Below are 17,241 nucleotides of genomic sequence, written 5' to 3'. Positions count from 1 at the left end.
CGGGACGGCGCGGGGCGCCGCGGGCGGGCCCGCCGTCAGAGGAAGTGCCCGCTGGCGAGATAGGGCGCCGGCTCCCCCATGCCCCGGACCGCGAGATAGCCCTCCTGGCCGATGTCCAGGCGGGCGGCCAGCCCGACGCCCACCGCCCAGTGGTCGGCGGTCGTGATGCAGTTGACCAGCGTGTCGTCGCGGGCGGCGGCCAGGGCCTCCCAGAGCAGGTCCTGCGAGGTCCGCTCCTCCTCGGCGGCCAGCAGCACGCCCTGCCCCAGTTCCTCGTCGATGTAGACGTACCCGGGGCGCTTGGGGTCGTCCGAGACGACGAGGCGCAGGCGGTCGAGCATGTAGGCGTGGTCCGGGCCGTGGCCCCCGCCGCGGAGCCGCTCGTCCAGCCGGTCCATCCACGCGAAGTCCTCGGCCCCGCCCTCCCGGAGTCCCCGGACCGCGGGCAGCGCGGACCGGTCGACCGCGCCCGCCATGCGCATCTGGGGGTGGAGCGTGAACCCGGCCAGCCGGTAGCGGCGCGTCGCCCCGGGGTGCACCGTGGACAGTTGAAGCGGAGGTCGTGTGGTCGGCGCCGGAGCGGTGCGGCCGCCCGTCGTCGTCATGACCGGCTCCGGCGCCGTTCCTCCAGCGTCTCCGCGAGGCTGCGCCAGATCTCGGCCGCGAGTTCGACGTGCCGGGCCGCGTGGGCCTGCTCCGCCAGATCGCGCATGCGCTGGACCCCCTGGTCCGTCCGGTGGGCGAGGATGTCGAGCTTTCCCTCCAGCATCTGGAGTCTGGTCCGGTCCCGGAAGGACAGCTTGACGTCCCAGGCCGCGGCCTCGGCGCACAGTTCCCGGGACCGGTCCAAGTCGCCTTCCTCGTACGCCAGATGCGCCCGCACCACGAGCGCCTCCTGCCGGTGCACCTCAGTGCCGATCAGTTCCAGGGCCGGGCCGATGTGCTCTAACGCGGCCCGCGCGTCGTCCGTCTGCGGCGGCACGATCTGCAACTGCAAGGACGCCGACGCAAGCCGCAGCCGAAGCCACAGGGCCAGATCCTGGTGGCTGTCCAGGTTCTCCAGGGCGCGGTCCATCAGCTTGGTCGCCTCCGCGTACGCGCCCTGCCGGATCGCCACGGTCGCCGCGGCCCACAGGGCCGTGGTGAAGGCGGCGCCGCCGGCCGGCTCGGCGAGCCCGCACAACTGCTCCGCATGCGCCCGAGCCTGCGCCAGCCAGCCCGCCTCCGCCTCCGCGGACACCAGCGTGAGCAGCGCGGCGGCCTGGTCGGGCAGGGTGAGTCCGGAGGCGGCGGCCACCGCGTCGGCGGCGTACTCGCGGGCCTGCTCGACCTGCCCCAGGTTGAGCGCGCACCGCGAGCGACGGGCGTAGGCGCGGGCTCGCAGCTCGGGCACCCGTAAGGTCTCGGCGAGGTCGGACAGTTCGGCGAGCAGCACGAACTCCTGCTCGTACTGGCCCTGCCTGCCGCGGATCCGGGCGAGCAGCCAGAGCGCCTGCCAGCGCAGCGCCGGATCGCGGCGCCCGTCGGCGCTCAGCGCCTTTGCCAGCAGACCGGTGAGGCCCTCGTCGAGGTCCTCGTCCGGGACGGAGGTGACGGACGCGAGGACCTCCGCGAGCCCTGGGCCCTGATCGGGCTCGAAGGCGGCCAAGGGGACCCCGAGCCGCTCGGCCAGATATCTCACGATCCTGGCGTTCGGCGGCCTGGCGCCGGACTCCAGGCGTGACAGATAACCGGTGGACATCTCGGCGCCGGCGAGGGCCGCCTGGGACAGGGAGCGGCCCAGACGGAGTGCGCGCAGACGTTGCCCGAAATACGGCTGTTCCAGCATCTGAACCTCGGGGCCTGGGGCCGACGCTCTCGACAGGAGCGCGCCGGCCGTCTCTTGGGGGGTGCGGGAGCCCGCCGACGGCAGGCGACGTCCCGTGTACGGCGATCCAGGTCAGCGCCTTGCCCCCGTTGCGCCGGCGAGCACGGGGCCAGGCTCAGTCAGCCTGCCTCCGCGCAAAGAGCACGCGGCGACGATCGATTGCCACGGCCGTGCGCCTGCTCCTTTCCCAGACTTCTCTATGGTGTCACCACCAGTTCTTCCCCCATTTTGCCTCACTTGGAAACCCGTGACAACCTCGGTGGGCATCGCGTCGGCAGGGTTCGGGCCGCCGAGCCGCGTCACGCCGGAGGCCGCTCGATCAGAGCGCGACCGCGCCCGGCGCACGCGGAAGCGGACGGCGGGCGCCCTTGTCCGGGCGTGCCCGCCGTCCGCCTCCGGCGCCACGGCGACTCCGAGCGCTCAGCCGGCGACGCGCCGGCTCTCCGGGGCTCGGCCGCGCGTTCCGGCGCGCGTCACCGCGCGCGTCACGGCCAGTCGATGTCATCGGTCCCGTCCCTCGACGCGCGGAGGCCGGACGGGGACGGCGCGGCGACGGAGGCGGACAGCGTGTGCCCGGCCGCTGGCCAGTCGATGGACGCTGGGCCGTGCAGGGCGGCCCCCAAGGCCGTGGCGACGAGAACGGTGGCGGCGAAGACGTGCACGCGCATAAGTGCTCCAATAACGATTCGGTGCGGGAATCAAGGAGTGCGATGCGGGATCGGGAAGCGACCCCGCGGACCAGGCGCCTGGTGCCGACTTGCTGCACGCCAATCTATGGTCCCCTTGACGGCATGACAAGGACATTGCCAAGATCACTTGCCAAATTTGCCAATCCTGCGAGGCGGCAGGAGGCAAGTCGCTGCCTGACAGACCCCCGCCCGGCGTTCCCTAGCTGGTCACACTCCCGTTAGGATGTGGGCAATGCATCGCCAGCGTGCCCCAGCAGACCGCTAGAGCACTTCCAAGAACGAATTGCGGGTGCGACATGCCAGTAGAGACGTCGTTCGGGGGCCGCCTCAAGGCACTGAGGCTGAAGCGGGGACTCTCCCAGGCGACGCTGGCCGGCAATGAGCTGTCCACGGGCTACCTGTCCCGCCTCGAATCGGGTACCCGGCAGCCCACCGAGCGCGTCATCGCCTACCTGGCCGACCGTCTGGACGTCGACCGGTCGGCCTTCTTCTCTCCGAGCCCGAGCAGCTCGCTGAGCGAGGCCATGAGCGTCGCCACGTCCACGGACGGCGACGACGGCGTCGACGCGGTGGTGTCGGCCCTCGCCTCCGGCCAGGACGAGGACCCTCTGCTGCGCTGGCAGGCGCTGTGGCTGATCGCCCGGTTCCGCCACCGGCGCGGCGAGCACGCCGAGGAGCGGGCCAGCCTGGAGGAGGCCGTCCGGATCGCCGACGGCCTGGCGCTGCCCGCTCTGCAGTGCCGCTCCAGGACCGAGCTGGCCCGCTGCCTGCGGTCCACCGGCGACATCGCCGAGGCGCTGGAACTGGCGGTCGACGCCTACCGCATGGCCAAGGGGTCCGGCGTGGGCACGGCCGATCTGGGCAGGTCGCTGCTGACGCTCGTCTCCGTCGAAGCGGAGGCCGGCCGGCTGCCCGACGCCCGCGCCCACGTCGACGAACTGGTCGCCCTGGTGGCGGACCGCTCGGACGCGCTGCGCGCCGAGGCCCTGTGGGCGGCGGCGACCGTCCGCTCCCGCCAGGGCGAGATCGACGGCGCGCGGGCCCTCGTGCAGCAGGCGATGGACTCGCTGGACAGCCGCCTCGATCCGCTGCTCTGGGCCCGGCTGCGGCTCGCGGCCGCCTCCCTGTACCTGCACGCCCGGCCGCCGCTCACGGACTCCGCCCGGATGTGCCTCGCCGAAGCCGACAAAGCGCTCTCGCTCGTCGGCACGCCGCTCCAGCAGCAGGAGCTGCTGTCGCTGAACGCGCGCCTCGCCTTCGAGGAGGGGCGCTTCGCGGACGCCAGGGACATCTTGGACCGGCGGGACTTCGACCGCCTCGCGCTGAGCTACCGCGACCAGGTCCGGCTGAGCCTGCTGGAGAGCCTGCTGCTGATCGAGGAGGGCCACCGCGAGCAGGGACTCGCCCGGCTCAAGCAGCTCGGCGAGGAGGCCCACCAGGACTCCAACCTGGACCTGGCCGCCCAGGTCTGGCGTGTGCTGGCCGAGGCCCTGGAGCGCACGGACCGCAACCCCAGCGGCGCCGTCTGAGGCAGACGCCGGCGCCGGCTCGCGGCGCCGGGCGGCAGACCGGCACGGTCAGGCGGGGGCCCCGCTCACTCGGCGCTCAGCAGCGCGAGCGCGTCGACCTCCAGGAGGAGATCGGGGCGGTACAGGGCGACCACTTGGACGACGGTGCTGGCGGGCGGGCGCGCGATGTCGATGAACTCGTCGCGGGCGGCGAGGATCTGCGGGACGTGCGCGATGTCGGTGACGAAGTAGGTGAGCTTCATGACGTGGGCGAAGTCGGCGCCGACGGCGGCGAGGCAGCGTTCCATGTTCTGGAAGACCTGACGCGCCTGCGCGGTGGGATCGCCGGCGCCGATCAGCTCGCCGGAGGCGTCGAACGGCATCTGCCCGGAGATCGCGGCCACCTGTCCGGTCCCGGTGACCACGTGGGTGTAGCCGGAACTCGGGGCGACCCCTTCGGGATCGGAGAGATGGGTGAGCCGGTCGAGCGTGCGGTGCTCCGTCATGGCGGGACTCCTCCGTGCGGGGGTGGACGGGTGGCGGGGCGGACGTCGGGCCGCAGCGGCCCTCACCTGGCGATGAGGCGCACCGGCGGCCTCTCCGGTCCGTTGACGGCGAGAGAGCGCAGGCGCCGGTGGCGCGGGGCGCCGGTGGCGCGGGGCGCCGGTGGCGCGGGGCGCCGGTGGCGCGGGGCGCCGGTGGCGCGGGGCGCCGGTGGCGCGGGGCGCCGGTGGCGTGGGGCGTCGGTGCGGGCGACGGTGAGGCCGCCGCCCGGGTCGTCGCCGAGGTCGAGGCCGCGGAGCAGCACGCCGTACGCCGAGCTGAACGCGGCGGCGTCGCGGCAGACGGCGCGGACGTCCTCGTAGCGGGTCGGCGACCAGAAGCCGGGCACGGCGCCGGGCGGCTGCCAGCGGACGGGGGCGTACGCGCGCATCCATGCCCAGTGCCCGTGCGGGTCGCCGGTGGCGTGGAGTTCGGGGTGGTCGAGTCGTGCGGGCGACTCGATGAGGGCGGTCATGACGGGACTCCCGCGGCGAGCGTGTGCACGCGTTCCAGGAAGAGCTTGGCCGCGTCCCGGGCCGTGCTCTCGGCCACGGCGTCCGGCCGGAAGGCGACCTCCAGGCGCAGCCCGCCGCCGTCCGCCGGCCACAGTTCGGCGTGCAGTTCGAGGGGGAGGCCGAGGTAGGGCTGGCGCACGAAAGCGATGCGTGCGCCCGGTATGGCCCATGCGGGCGGGGCGTTGTCCTGGCAGGCGAAGAGCGTCTGGTAGAGCGGCGGGCGGCCGTCGCGGGGCACGTCCAGGAGGGGCAGCACCTCCGGGAGCGGCACGTCCTGGGCGGCGAAGGCGCGCGCCGCGATGCGCCCGGCGTGCTCGACGGCGGCGGCGCCGCTGTCCAGCGCCGGACCGCGCATGCGCAGGCAGAGCATGGTGATGTGGCAGCCGACGGCGTGTTCCAGCTCCGGTCCGTCCCGCTGGGCGACGGGGACGCCCACCGCGAAGTCCCGCTGGCCGGTCACCTCGGCCAGGGCGGCGGCCCAGGACTGGAGGAGGACCGCGAAGCGGGTCACGCCCGCCTGCCTGGCCGCGGCGTCGACGCGCTCGACCACGGGACCGGGCAGGTGATGCTCGACCCGGCCCGGCGCTCCCGCCCCGCGCACGGTAGGGGCGACGGGCCAGCGCAGCGGCGGGACGCCCGTCAACTCCTGCTTGAGGACATCGCGTTGAGTCGCGAGGTCGATCTGCTGTCGGCGTTCGCGCCGCAGGCGGTGCAGCTCCGCGAGCGGCGGCCGCGGACCGAGCGCCGCAGCCGGGGCGCCGGGCCGTTCTCGCCGCGGCGGGCGGTGGGTCCGGTACGCGGCGGCGAGGTCGGCGGCGAGGACCTGCTCGGACCACCCGTCGAAGGCGACGTGGTGCACCGCGCAGCCGAACACCGCGGTTCGCGGCCCCGACGCGGCGCCGCGGACCGGGACGAGGACCGTGCGCCACACCTCCGCCAGGTCCGGGAAAAGGGGCTCGGCGAGGTGGGCGCGCAGCGCGGCCACCGCCTCCTCCGTGCCGTCGGCCTCGGGCAGGACCTCCAGCGGCGGGGCGGGGATGTCGCCGGGCCGGCACGCCGGACTCGGGTCGAGCACGTACGCGGAGCGCAGTGCTTCGTGCCGCTCGTGGACGGCGGCCACGGCCTCCTCCAGGGCGCGGACGTCCAGGTCGCCCTCGATCACCCAGGTGAGCAGGCAGTGCGCGGTCAGATCGTCGGGATCGAGCAACTGGCGGGTCAGGTAGACCACTTGCATGGGCGTCAACGGCACGTCGTCCGGGTCCGCGGCCGCCGCCGCCTCGGTCGGCCAGGCCGCCCCGGTCGTCCCGGCGGCCCCGGTCGTCCCGGCGGCCCCAGTCGTCCCGGCGGCCCCAGTCGTCCCGGCGGCCTCGGGCTTCCCAGCCGCTTCAGGCGGTCCGGCCGACGCGGGCAGCCGGGCTGCCTCGGGCAGCCGAGCAGCCTCGGCCAGCGGGGCCGACGCGGGCAGCCGGGACGCCTCGGGCAGCGGGGCCGACTCGGTCAGCCGCGCGGCGAGTGCGGCGGCCGTCGGGTGCGCGTAGAGCCAGGAGAGCGGGACGGGCCGCGCGAGCCGGGCGGTCAGCCGGGCGCACAGCCGGCCGGCGCCGAGGGACGTGCCGCCGAGACGGACGAACGGCGTGTCGAGCGGTACGGCGTCGCGTCCGAGCACGGCGGCGAACGCCTCGTCCACGGCGCGCAGCACCGGGTCGTGGACGTCCTGCGGGCGGGCCCCGTCGACGGCGGGCGGCCCGGCCGGGGAGGGCTGGGCCAGGGCCAGCAGCGCGCGCTCGTCCAGTTTGCCCCGCGCGGTCACCGGGAACGCCTCGACGGACACCACGGCGGCGGGGCGCTGATAGGCGACGAGGCAGTCGTGCAGCACGGCGAGGGCGCCCTCCAGCGGGTCGCCGGGCCGTACGGGCACGCAGAACGCGACGAGTTCGGGACTTCCGTCCGCGCCGCCGCGGGGCAGCACCCGGCAGTACCGTACGTCCGGGAGCAGCCGTTCCGCCTGACGCTCGACCTCGGCCGGTTCGACGCGGTGGCCGCGGATCTTGAGCTGGCGGTCGGCCCGGCCGTCGAAGCGGAGCAGCCGGTCCTCGCTCCAGTGCCCGAGGTCTCCGGTCCGGTACACGCGCACGGTCCGGCCGTCGAGGCGCACCTGCTCGAACTTCTCGGCGGTGAGCGCCCGGTCGCCGACGTACTCCAGTGCGAGGCCGTCGCCGGCGAGGCAGATCTCGCCGGTCTCGCCCACCGCGCACGGCCGCGTGCCGTCCAGCACGTGGACCTCGGTTCCCGGCACGGGCCGGCCCAGCGGAATGCCTCCGGGCGCGTCGCAGTCGGCGTCGGTGATGCGGTGGGCAGTGGCGAACACGGTGCTCTCCACCGGTCCGTAGCCGTTGAGGAGCAGGACGTCTGGATGGCGGCGCAGGAAGCGGCGGACGTGGCCGGCCGAGAGGCGTTCGCCGCCGACGGCCACCTGGCTCAGTCCGCGGAAGCTGTCCGGCGCCTCGTCCACGATCATGTTGAACAGGCTGCTGGTGAGCCAGACGGTGTCCGCGCCGTGCCGGGAGACGGCGGCGGAGAGCGCCGCGCCCGACAGGTAGGGCTCCGTCACGATCACGGAGGCGCCGCCGTTGAGGAGCGCCGACCACAGTTCGAGGGAGAAGGCGTCCCAGGGAGTGGCGGCGGCCAGGGGCATCACGGTGCCGGTGTCGAAGCGGGCGAACGTGCCGGGCTGGAAGAGGCGCGCCGTCGCGCGGTGTGGGGTGAGAACTCCCTTGGGGCGGCCGGTCGTTCCCGAGGTGAAGAAGACGCAGGCGGGGTCGGCGCCGTCCACGCGGGCGGGGCGGAAGCCGGTCGGGGCCGCGGGCGACTTCGCGGGCGGCGACCACACGGGCGGCGGGGTCTCCCCGGGCGTCTCCTGCCCCGTGCGGGCGATCACGAGCGGCGGGCGGAGCGCGGCGAGCACGTCCCGCAGCCGCCGCGCGGGCCAGTCCGGCGGGATCAGGCAGTAGGCGGCGCCGGTCTTGAGCACCGCGAGGAGCGCGGTGACCAGGTCGGCGCTGCGGGGAAGCAGGATCGGCACCACGTCGCCGCGGCCCGCTCCGGCCTCGGCCAGGTCCGCGGCCCAGGCGTCTGCCGTACGGTCCAGCCGGCCGTAGGTCACCGTGCGGTCGCCTTCGACGAGCGCCGTCGCGCCGGGCCGGGCGCGGGCCCAGCGGGCGAACGTCTCGTGCAGCCCGCCCGCGGGGGCGGTGTTCGGGGGGCCCGCGGTCCACTGCGGATCGGGTCGCATGCTCTGTCTCTCCCGTCCTTGCCAAGGGGGTGCCGGGCTCTCGGCGTCAGCGGTGGCGGGGGGCGGCGGCCACGGTCGCCGCTTCCTTCGCACCGGACGTTGACAATGACATTGCCAGGAAGTTGCCTAATCTGGCAACCTCTGTTCGGGGATCGGTCGGCCCGGCGCCTCGCCGGACGCGAGCCGGTCCACCGTTCTTCCGCCCGGGAGAGCGGCCCAGTGCAGCGAAGGTGGTCCCATGGCGCGCGACCGTTCCCTCGACATCGCCGTGACCGGCTTCTCAGGCCGGTTCCCCGGCGTCTCGGACCTGGCCGGGTGGTGGGAGGCCCTCCAGGCGGGCCGGGTGCTGACGACTCGCTACGACCGGCGGCGGCTCGTCGCCGCCGGGGCGCCCGAAGACCTCGTGGACGACCCGGACTTCGTGCCCGTGCACGGCCACCTGGACGACGCCGACCGCTTCGAGAACGACCTGTTCCGGGTGAGTCCGCGCGAGGCGGAGATGATGGATCCGCAACTGCGGCTGATGCTGGAGTGCGCGTGGACGGCGCTGGAGGACGCGGCCGTCGACCCGCTCGACACCCGCCTGACGACCGGGGTCTACGCCTCCGCCAGCGCGTCCGGATATCTGCACCGCATGATCGCCGGTGGCCGGCTGGACCCTCTGACCGTCGAGGACGCCCTGCACGGCGCCGCGCCCGACTTCCTGGCCAGCACCATCGCCTACCGGCTGAACCTGTCCGGGCCCGCGCTCGCCGTGCAGACGGCCTGCTCCTCCTCCCTGGTCGCCGTGCACACGGCCGTCCAGGGCCTGCTCGCCGGGGAGTGCGACCAGGCGCTCGTGGTCGCCGCGGGCGTGGCCCACCCGCAGGCCGGGCATCTGCGGGTGCCCGGCGGCATCCACTCCGCCTCCGGACGCTGCCGGCCCTTCGACGAGCAGGCCGACGGGGTGGTCGCCGGGTCCGGTGTGGCCTGCGTCGTCCTGCGCCGTCTCGACGACGTGCCCGAGACGGGCCCGGAGCCCTACGGGGTGGTCCTCGGCACGGCGGTCAACAACGACGGCGCCGCGAAGGCCGGCTACTTCGCCCCGTCCGCGGGCGGCCAGCAGTCCGCGATCCGGGCCGCGCTCGAAGCGGCCGACGTGGACGGCGCGAGCATCGGATACCTGGAGACGCACGGCACCGGCACCCGCATCGGCGACCCCATCGAGTGGTCCGCGGCCTCCGGCGCCCTGCGCGCGGCGGGCGCGCGCCCCGGGCAGGTCCCAGTCGGAGCCCTCAAGGCGAACACCGGGCACCTCGACAACGCGGCCGGGCTCGCCGGACTGATCAAGGCGCTGCTGGCGGTGCGGGACGGCGTCGTGCCGCCGCTCGCCGGATTCAGCAGGCTCAACCCGCTGCTGGAGACGGACGACTGCCCCCTGTACGTCCCGACGCGGGCCGCCCCGTGGCAGGGCCCGGGACCCCGCCGGGCCGGGGTCAGCTCCTTCGGCGTCGGCGGCACCAACGCGCACGTGGTCGTGGAGAGCGCGCCGCCGCGGCCGCCCCGCCCGCGCCGCCGGGGCGCCCCGGCGGCGGGGAGCCTGGTCGTGCTGTCGGCGGCGGACGGGGCGGCGCTGGACCGCACCGCCGACCGCCTCGGCCGCCACCTGGCCGCGCACGCGCCGTGCGCGGCCGACGTCGCCCGGACCCTGGCGACGGGCCGGGCCGCGCTCACCGAACGGCTCGCGGTGGCGGGCGGCACCGCCGCGGAGATCGCCGAGCGCCTCGCCACCGGCGCCGAAGTGGTGCGCGGCAGCCGCCCGTCGGCCAAACCCGCGCCCCTGGTCCTGGCGTTCCCCGGCCAGGGGGCCCAACGGCCCGGCATGGCCGTTCCGTTCAGCGAGGCCCTGCCCGGTTTCCCGGCGGCTCTCCAGGAGTGCCTGGACGCGTTCGACCCCGCCATCGCCCGCGTCCTCGCACGGGCGCTGTCCGACCTCGGCTTCCCCGCCGCCGAACTGGCGCAGACGCGGCTGGCCCAACCCGCCCTGTTCGCGGTGGAGTACGCGGCCGCCACCGCGCTGTGCCGGCTCGGCCCGGCGCCCGCGGGGGTGATCGGGCACAGCCTGGGCGAGATCACCGCAGCCTGCGTGGCCGGGGTGCTGGCGCTGCCCGACGCGGCCCGGCTGGTGACGCTGCGGGGGCGCCTCATGCAGGACTGCCCGCCCGGCGCCATGCTCGCCCTCGGCTGCGGCGAAGACGAGGCGTGCGCGCTGATCGCCGCCTCGGGGCTCGCGCTGGAGCTCTCCGCCGTCAACTCCCGCGAGAGCAGCGTCGTCGCGGGCGCCCACGAGGCGGTCGACGCGTTCGAGACGTGGCTGGCGGGGCGGGTCCACGCCCGGCGGCTGCGCACCAGCCACGCCTTCCACTCCGCTCTCATCGAGCCCGCCGTGGCCCCGCTCGCCGAGGAGCTGGCCCGGATCACCGTACGGCCGCCGTCCATCGCCTGGGCCACCGCCGACGGACGGCTGGTCCTGCCGGGCGAGCCGGCCGACCCGGTCGGTCTCGCCGCACGCGCCCGGTCCACCGTGCGGTTCGCCCAGGCCCTCGACGCGCTCGCCGCGCACCTGCCCGGCCCGGTGGTGGTGGAGGCCGGTCCGGGCCGCGCCCTGTCCGCGGCGGCCGCGGCCGCGGACCTGACGGCGGTGCCCCTCGCCGCGGGGCGGGAGGCGCCGACCGGTCGGGACGTCCTCACGGCGCTCGGCACGCTGTGGACCATGGGCCAGCCCATGGACCTGGAGGCCCTGTGCGGCGACGGCGAGTCGGTCCGCCTGCCCGGCTACCCCTGCGCCGGGCCGCGCCGCATCGCCCCGGAGGCCCTCGCCCGACCGGCCGCACCCCGGCCGGCGCCGGCCAGCCCCGCACCCGGGCGGGCCGCTGTCATGGAAGCGCCCGGCGTCCCCGGGCCGGGCCGCGCGGCCGTCGCCGACGTGCCCGCGCTGGTCACCCGGATCTGGCGTGAGCTGCTCGGCCACGAGGACCTCGGCGAGGAGGCCGACTTCTTCCTGCTGGGCGGCGACTCCCTGCTCGTCACCCATCTGGCCCGCAAGCTGCGCACCGAGCTGGGCGTCGCGGTCCCCATGCACGAACTGCTGCTCGCCCGGACGCTGAAACGCCAGAGCGAGCTGGTACGCGGCCTCGCGGAGAGCGAGCGAGCGCCCGTAGCGGCGGTTGGCTGATCCGTACTGCCGTGCGGGCAGCGGGATGTGGATCGCCCCGCGTACGCCGGGATCCGGACTGCCGCGTACACGAGGGGACCCGGACCGCCCGGCGCACGACCGGATCAGAACGCCCGGCGCACGCCGAGATCCAGACCGCGCGCCACACGCCGGGATCCAGACCACCCGGCGCACGCCGGGATCCAGACCGCCGCGTACACGAGGGAACCCGGACCGCCCGGCGCACGCTGGGAACACAGCGCCCCGCGCACGCCGGGATCCAGACCGCCCGCCCCGCGCACGGCGGCACATGTGCACCGCGGACGACCTCCGTGGGGACGACGACGGCCGTGCCCCGCGGAAGACCTCCGCGGGGCACGGCCGGTTTCGTGTGCGGCGGCGGGGCGGCTACGCGGACTCCTCCGCGCGTTCGGCGGTCGGCGCCGTGGTCAGCTCGACCTGGGGAACGCCCGGCGCCCGGAAGCCGAACACCTGGGCGTAGGCGGACAGTTCGGCGTGCAGGCAGGAGACGATCGTCTCCGCTCGGCGGAAGCCATGCTGCTCGCCCGGGAAGGTGAGGTACGCGTGCGGCGCCTCACCTTCCCGGAGCCTTTTCAGGAACGCCTCGGCCTGGACCGGCGGGCACACCGGGTCGTCCAGGCCCTGGAGGAGGACGAAGGGCGCCCGGACGCGGTGGGCGCCGCGCAGCGGGGACACCTGCGCGTAGCGGTCCGCGGCCTCGGGCCACGGACCGATGAGGCTGTCCAGGTAGCGCGACTCGAAGTCGTGCGTGCCGCGTCCGCGCCACCCTTCCGGATCCAGCAGCGGGTAATAGACACCGGCGACGCGGTACAGCTCCGGCCGACGCACCAGGGCGGTGCGGCCGCCCTCGGCCGGCCGTGTCTCGGTCCACCACACCTCGTCGCCCACGAAGGCGGCCCACTCGGTCCGCCCCTCGTCCGCCGCGGCGACGGCCGCGGTGATCGGTGAGTCCCAACTTCCGTACGGAGCATGTTGTCTCGGCTGTGTCCGCTGTTCGGCGGCCGCCCGTGCCGGGCCGGGCCCCGCGAGGTCAGCCACGGCCGGTGCTGTGCGCCGTGGTGTCGCCGCGCAGCGCCTCGCTCGGGCGGCCGTCGACGCCGACCGGGACCGGCGCGACCACGGTGACGCGCTCGCCGCGCCGGTACTGGTTGCCGTAGTCGTAGATCGCGTAGTGCGCCGTGGCCTGGTCGTCCCAGACGGCGATGTCGCCGACCCGCCACTGCCAGCGGACGGTGTGCTCGGGCCGGGTCGGGTAGCCCTGGAGCAGCCGGATCAACTCGCGGGACGCCTCGGGGCCGTAGCCCGCCACCCGGCGGGCGAAGCCGCCGAACGGCGTCAGCGGTGTGACGCGCACGCGGGAGCGCGGCAGCAGAGTCTCTGTCATCGTCGTCGCCTTTCCGATGCGTCCGCGGAAGCGGGGCGGCGCCCGCACGGCGACGCCCCCCGATGTGACAACAGGTTGCCATTCTTGTGACTCTCCTGGCAATATCGGTTGCCCGCGCCGCGTCCTCAGTCACCCGTTCAGCAGAACCAGCAGAGGAGCCCTGATGGCACCGCTCACGCCGTACGGAACGCCGCCCACCGCGCCCGCCGCCCCCGGATCAGCCGAACACGGCGCACCGCTTCCCGCCGGACCCCTGCCACCGGTGCACGAGCTGGTGGGCCGCATCGCCGCGCAGTCGCCCGACCGCCCGGCCGTGCGCAGCGGCGCGAGCGGCGTCAGCTACGGCGAGCTGAGCGCCTGGGCCGACCGGACGGCCGCCCTCCTGGCCGAGGCGGGCGTCGGGCACGGCGCACTCGTCGGGGTGCTCGCCGAGCCGTCCGCCGCCATGGTCGCCGCGGTCCTCGCCGTGCTGCGGTGCGGAGCCGCCTACGTCCCCGTCGACCCCGCCCACCCGGACCGGCGCATCGCGGCCGTCCTGAAAGACGCCCAGGTGAGCGCGGTGGTGACCGCCGGCACGGCCGGTGAGCGCCTGGCCGGTCTCGGCGTGCCGGTGATCGCGGCCGACGGCGCGGCGGCCACTGCGGGCGGCGGACCGGAGGGCGGTGACCCGGCCGCGCACCGGCCTTTGGCCGCGCCGGTGCGCGAGCACGACGCGGCCTACCTGATCTACACCTCGGGCAGCACCGGCGAGCCGAAGGGAGTGGTCGTCGAGCACGGCCAGTTGGCCGCGTCCACCGCGGCTCGCCGCATGGTCTATCCGGGCCGCCCGGTGTTCCTGCTCGTCTCCCCGCTGGCCTTCGACTCCTCCGTAGCCGGGCTGTGGGGCGCCCTCACGGCCGGCGGCTGCCTGGTGGTGGCCGGCGCCGACGACGTCCGGGACCCCGAGCGGCTGGTCGAGCTGGTCGAACGGCGCCGGGTGACCCACCTGTTGTGCGTGCCCTCCCTCTACAGCGTCCTGCTGGACGCGGCGGCGCGGCTCGGCGCCGCCCGGCTGCGCACCCTGGAGACCGTGATCGTGGCGGGCGAGCCGCTGCCTCCGGAGCTGGTCGAGCGGCACTTCGCCCTGCGCGCCGGACCGGCCGCGCTGGTCAACGAGTACGGACCGACCGAGGCGACCGTATGGGCCAGCTACCACCGCTTCGAGGCTCCGGGACCGGTCTCGATCGGCCGTCCCGTGCCCGGCGCCCGGCTGTACGTGCTGGACGACGAGCTGCGTCCGGCGCCCCCGGGCGGTGAGGGCGAGCTGTTCATCGGGGGCGCGGGGGTGACCCGCGGCTACCACGGCCGGCCGGAGGCCACCGCCGCGGCGTTCCTCCGGGATCCGTTCGCCGACTCCCCCACGGCCCGCATGTACCGCACGGGGGACCTCGTGCGCCGGCAGCCGGACGGCTCGCTCGTGTTCCTGGGCCGCCGCGACCACCAGGTCAAGATACGCGGCCACCGCGTCGAACTCGGCGCTGTGGAGGCGCACTTGACTGAGCTGCCGGGCGTCCGGGAGGCCGCCGCGGTCGTGGACCGCGCCGGGGGCACGCTGACGGCCTTCGTCGTGGCCCCGGCGCGGGCGGACGCCGACGACCTCAGACGACGGCTGGCCGCGCGGCTGCCCGCCGCGATGGTGCCCGCCAGGATCACGGTGCTCGACGACTTCCCGCGCACGGTCAACGGCAAGACAGACCGGACCGCGCTGCGCGAGCGGGCCGACGCGGAGCGGGCCGCGGCGACCGAACGCCTCGGCCGCACCGCCGTGTCCGCCCGCGCCGCCGCGTCGAGCCGCGCCGCATCCCCTCGGGCCGCCGAATCCGCCGTGCCCGCCGAATCCGCCGTGGCCGCCCAAGGGGCAAGGGCCGCCGAATCCGCTCTGGCCGCCGCAGGGGCCCGGACCGCGGAGGGCGATCTGACCGATCGGGTGACCGCGGCCTGGGCCGAGGTGCTCCAGACGGCCCCCGTGCCCCTCGACGTCAACTTCTTCGACCTCGGCGGGCATTCGCTCGCCATGTACCAGTTGCGGGAAGCCCTGGAGCGGCACACCGGGCGACGGCCCTCCATGATCGCGTTGTTCGAGCACACCACGGTGGCCTCGCAGACCGCGATGCTGCGCTGCGGGTCGGACCAGGCGACGGAGCACGAACGCGACGCGCGAGCGCGGCAGGCGGCGGCACGCCGGGCCCGCGCCCTGCGGGCAGCGCGCCGGCACACGCGTCAGGAGGAGGCGTCATGAGCGCGGAACCCCGCGTCCTGCGCTGCCAGACCCCCGCCCCGGACGCACGCCTGCGCCTCGTCTGCTTCCCGCACGCCGGAGGGTCGGCCTCGTTCTTCGGAGACTGGGGGCGGAATCTGCCGGGGATCGAAGTGCACGCCGTCTGCTACCCGGGACGCGCCGAGCGGCTGGCCGAGCCGCCGCCGACCGACCTCTTGCGTCTGGCCGCCGAAGTCGCGGACGCATGCGAGGAGTTGGCCGACCGGCCGCTCGCCCTGTTCGGGCACAGCATGGGCGCGCCCATCGCCCTGGAGACCGCCGCCGCCCTGGAGGCGCGGGACGTCCGGCCGGTCCGCCTGTTCGCCTCCGGCTCCCGCGACGCCCCGTACCCGCCGCCCTGGACGGGACACCACTCAAACGAGGCTGACGACGACGCCGCAGTGGTCGAGCGGCTGCTCACCCTCGGCGGCACCGATCCCGAACTGGCCGCCGACCCGGAGTTCCAGGAACTGGTCCTGCCGTATGTACGGGCCGACGGACGCATGTTCCACGCGTACGCCCCCCGCCCGGGACTGAGCGTACGGTGCCCGGTCACGACGATCGCCGGAGACGCCGACGAGGAGGCCGACCTGCGTCCCTGGGCGGACCTGACCAGCGGGGGCGTGGACGAGCACACTGCGCGGGGCGACCACTTCTACCTGGTGCCCGACCCCCCGCACGCCCTGATCCGACGGTCCCTGACGGCGGCCGCCACGAGCTGATCCCGGCCCCGAGACTTCCGGTCGCCGCGACCGGCTTGGCGATGAACGGGAAGCCGTGCGCGGCGCCGAAGGCGCGCAGATCGTCCGCCGGCCGCCCCAGGGCGGCCGCCACCGGGCTCAACCCCCGCTCCGCGGGCCTGCCGCGCACGGCCCACTTGTCGGTGACGAGACGGACGGTCTGGGCGGGGGGCCCGCGCAGAACCGGCCGCTCGTTTGAGCGCGGCGAGGGACTGCTGCTCGCCGAGGACGAGTGCCCGACCTCACTTTCCTAGACGAGTGCCCGACCTCACTTTCCTAGACGAGTGCCCGACCTCACTTTCCTGATCGACAGGAGAGCCGTTCCTCAGACAGCAAGCCCTGGACCGGTCACCTTCGACACGCTGCGTGACATGGGCGGTGATTTAAAGATTTTCATCCCCGCCGCCGCCTGGGTCACCCCAGACGGGACAAGGGCTCACCCGGTCCGACTCACCGACGAGTGGGGAGGAATCGGAAAAAAACTCCCTCCACGAGGTGAGGGGGGCGGGCGATGTGGCACTCATAGCTCCTGAGTCGACCGGTCGACATCCGACCGACAGCCGGCCCGGACCTCGGGCCCGACGGGTGAAGGAGCTTCCCCATGCGTCGGTACACCCTTCCCATCGTCCTCGCGGCAGCGGCCCTGACCGGCCTGTCCGCGCCGCAGACGTTCGCCGCCTCGCCGAGCGCGAGCCGACAAGACCAGTCCTTCCTGGTGCAGGCCCACCAAGGCAACCTGGCCGAGATCGCCGCCGGCAAGGACGCCCAGGCCCACGCCACCACCGCCTGCGTGAAGAAGGCCGGCGAGACCTGGGTACGAGACCACACCAAGCTGGACGCCTCGGTGCAAAAACTGGCCGCCGCCACGGGCACCAAGCTGCCCTCGAAGCCCTCCGCGGCGGACCGTGAGCAGTTCGCGGCCGTCCAGGCGAAGGCGGGGACCGCCGCGTACGACAAGGCGTGGCTCAAGCTCGGGGACGCGGGCCACCGCAAGACGCTGGACGCCGTCGACAAGGAGATCCGTGACGGCAAGAACAGCAAGGTGGTGGCGGGGGCCCGAGCGGCCCGACCCGTGGTGGTCATGCACCTGAACATGATCCGCGGCGGCGTCTGCCGCTAGAGCGCGCGCGGGTGACACCTGTCGCGCTCTGACGTGGCGCAACGGGCGGTCG

The 17,241-nt window shown here is 75.1% G+C and carries 13 protein-coding genes; 5 read left to right on the top strand and 8 right to left on the bottom strand.

Translation table 11 applies throughout. The annotated features are described in order from the left end of the window. Nucleotides 1–35: 35 nt before the first annotated feature. From ABZ861_RS27705 to ABZ861_RS27695, 3 genes are all read right to left on the bottom strand, one after another. A complete protein-coding gene (locus ABZ861_RS27705) occupies nt 36–605 on the bottom strand; it encodes a hypothetical protein (protein ID WP_361635441.1) in 570 nt (189 codons plus the stop codon). Continuing rightward, nucleotides 602–1,828, bottom strand: coding sequence for a helix-turn-helix transcriptional regulator (locus tag ABZ861_RS27700; protein ID WP_361635438.1), 1,227 nt, complete (start codon nt 1,826–1,828; stop codon nt 602–604). The genes ABZ861_RS27705 and ABZ861_RS27700 overlap by 4 nt, the downstream gene beginning before the upstream one ends. A gap of 524 nt (nt 1,829–2,352) precedes the next feature. Further along, nucleotides 2,353–2,535 carry a hypothetical protein gene (locus tag ABZ861_RS27695; protein ID WP_361635435.1) on the bottom strand — a complete coding sequence of 61 codons (183 nt, stop codon included), beginning with the start codon at nt 2,533–2,535 and terminating at the stop codon, nt 2,353–2,355. 317 nt (nt 2,536–2,852) lie between these two features. Between ABZ861_RS27695 and ABZ861_RS27690 the strand changes: the two genes are divergently transcribed. Further along, nucleotides 2,853–4,085, top strand: coding sequence for a helix-turn-helix domain-containing protein (locus ABZ861_RS27690; protein ID WP_361635432.1), 1,233 nt, complete (start codon nt 2,853–2,855; stop codon nt 4,083–4,085). A gap of 65 nt (nt 4,086–4,150) precedes the next feature. On the opposite strand, the gene ABZ861_RS27685 is transcribed toward ABZ861_RS27690, so the two are convergent. The 3 genes from ABZ861_RS27685 to ABZ861_RS27675 form a co-directional block, all read right to left on the bottom strand. Continuing rightward, nucleotides 4,151–4,570, bottom strand: coding sequence for a RidA family protein (locus ABZ861_RS27685; protein WP_361635429.1), 420 nt, complete (start codon nt 4,568–4,570; stop codon nt 4,151–4,153). Nucleotides 4,571–4,632: 62 nt separating this feature from the next. Continuing rightward, a complete protein-coding gene (locus ABZ861_RS27680; protein WP_361635426.1) occupies nt 4,633–5,082 on the bottom strand; it encodes a hypothetical protein in 450 nt (149 codons plus the stop codon). Further along, the gene (locus ABZ861_RS27675; RefSeq protein ID WP_361635423.1) at nt 5,079–8,414 is read right to left on the bottom strand and encodes an amino acid adenylation domain-containing protein; all 3,336 of its coding nucleotides are present in this window, start codon (nt 8,412–8,414) and stop codon (nt 5,079–5,081) included. The genes ABZ861_RS27680 and ABZ861_RS27675 overlap by 4 nt, the downstream gene beginning before the upstream one ends. 238 nt (nt 8,415–8,652) lie before the next feature. Between ABZ861_RS27675 and ABZ861_RS27670 the strand changes: the two genes are divergently transcribed. Next, entirely contained in the window at nt 8,653–11,628 is a 2,976-nt protein-coding gene (locus ABZ861_RS27670; RefSeq protein ID WP_361635420.1) for a beta-ketoacyl synthase N-terminal-like domain-containing protein, read from the top strand. Nucleotides 11,629–12,015: 387 nt separating this feature from the next. Here the strand turns inward: ABZ861_RS27670 and ABZ861_RS27665 are convergent, their stop codons facing one another. Then, a complete protein-coding gene (locus ABZ861_RS27665) occupies nt 12,016–12,525 on the bottom strand; it encodes a prolyl oligopeptidase family serine peptidase (RefSeq protein ID WP_361635573.1) in 510 nt (169 codons plus the stop codon). Nucleotides 12,526–12,679: 154 nt separating this feature from the next. Beyond that, on the bottom strand, nt 12,680–13,033 hold the full coding sequence (locus tag ABZ861_RS27660) for a TauD/TfdA family dioxygenase (protein WP_361635417.1): 354 nt from the start codon (nt 13,031–13,033) through the stop codon (nt 12,680–12,682). 163 nt (nt 13,034–13,196) lie between these two features. Here ABZ861_RS27660 and ABZ861_RS27655 point away from each other — a divergent pair, with 163 nt between their 5' ends. The 3 genes from ABZ861_RS27655 (at nt 13,197) to ABZ861_RS27645 (ending at nt 17,189) form a co-directional block, all read left to right on the top strand. Next, entirely contained in the window at nt 13,197–15,311 is a 2,115-nt protein-coding gene (locus tag ABZ861_RS27655; RefSeq protein ID WP_361635415.1) for a non-ribosomal peptide synthetase, read from the top strand. Then, a complete protein-coding gene (locus ABZ861_RS27650; RefSeq protein ID WP_361635412.1) occupies nt 15,308–16,051 on the top strand; it encodes an alpha/beta fold hydrolase in 744 nt (247 codons plus the stop codon). The genes ABZ861_RS27655 and ABZ861_RS27650 overlap by 4 nt, the downstream gene beginning before the upstream one ends. A gap of 619 nt (nt 16,052–16,670) precedes the next feature. After that, nucleotides 16,671–17,189: a DUF4142 domain-containing protein gene (locus ABZ861_RS27645; protein WP_361635409.1), complete on the top strand. Its 519-nt coding sequence runs from the start codon at nt 16,671–16,673 to the stop codon at nt 17,187–17,189. The last annotated feature ends 52 nt before the right edge of the window (nt 17,190–17,241 follow it).

This window comes from Streptomyces sp. NPDC046985, assembly GCF_040644415.1.
Classification (GTDB): domain Bacteria; phylum Actinomycetota; class Actinomycetes; order Streptomycetales; family Streptomycetaceae; genus Streptomyces.
This window is presented reverse-complemented; position numbering and strand designations above follow the sequence as displayed.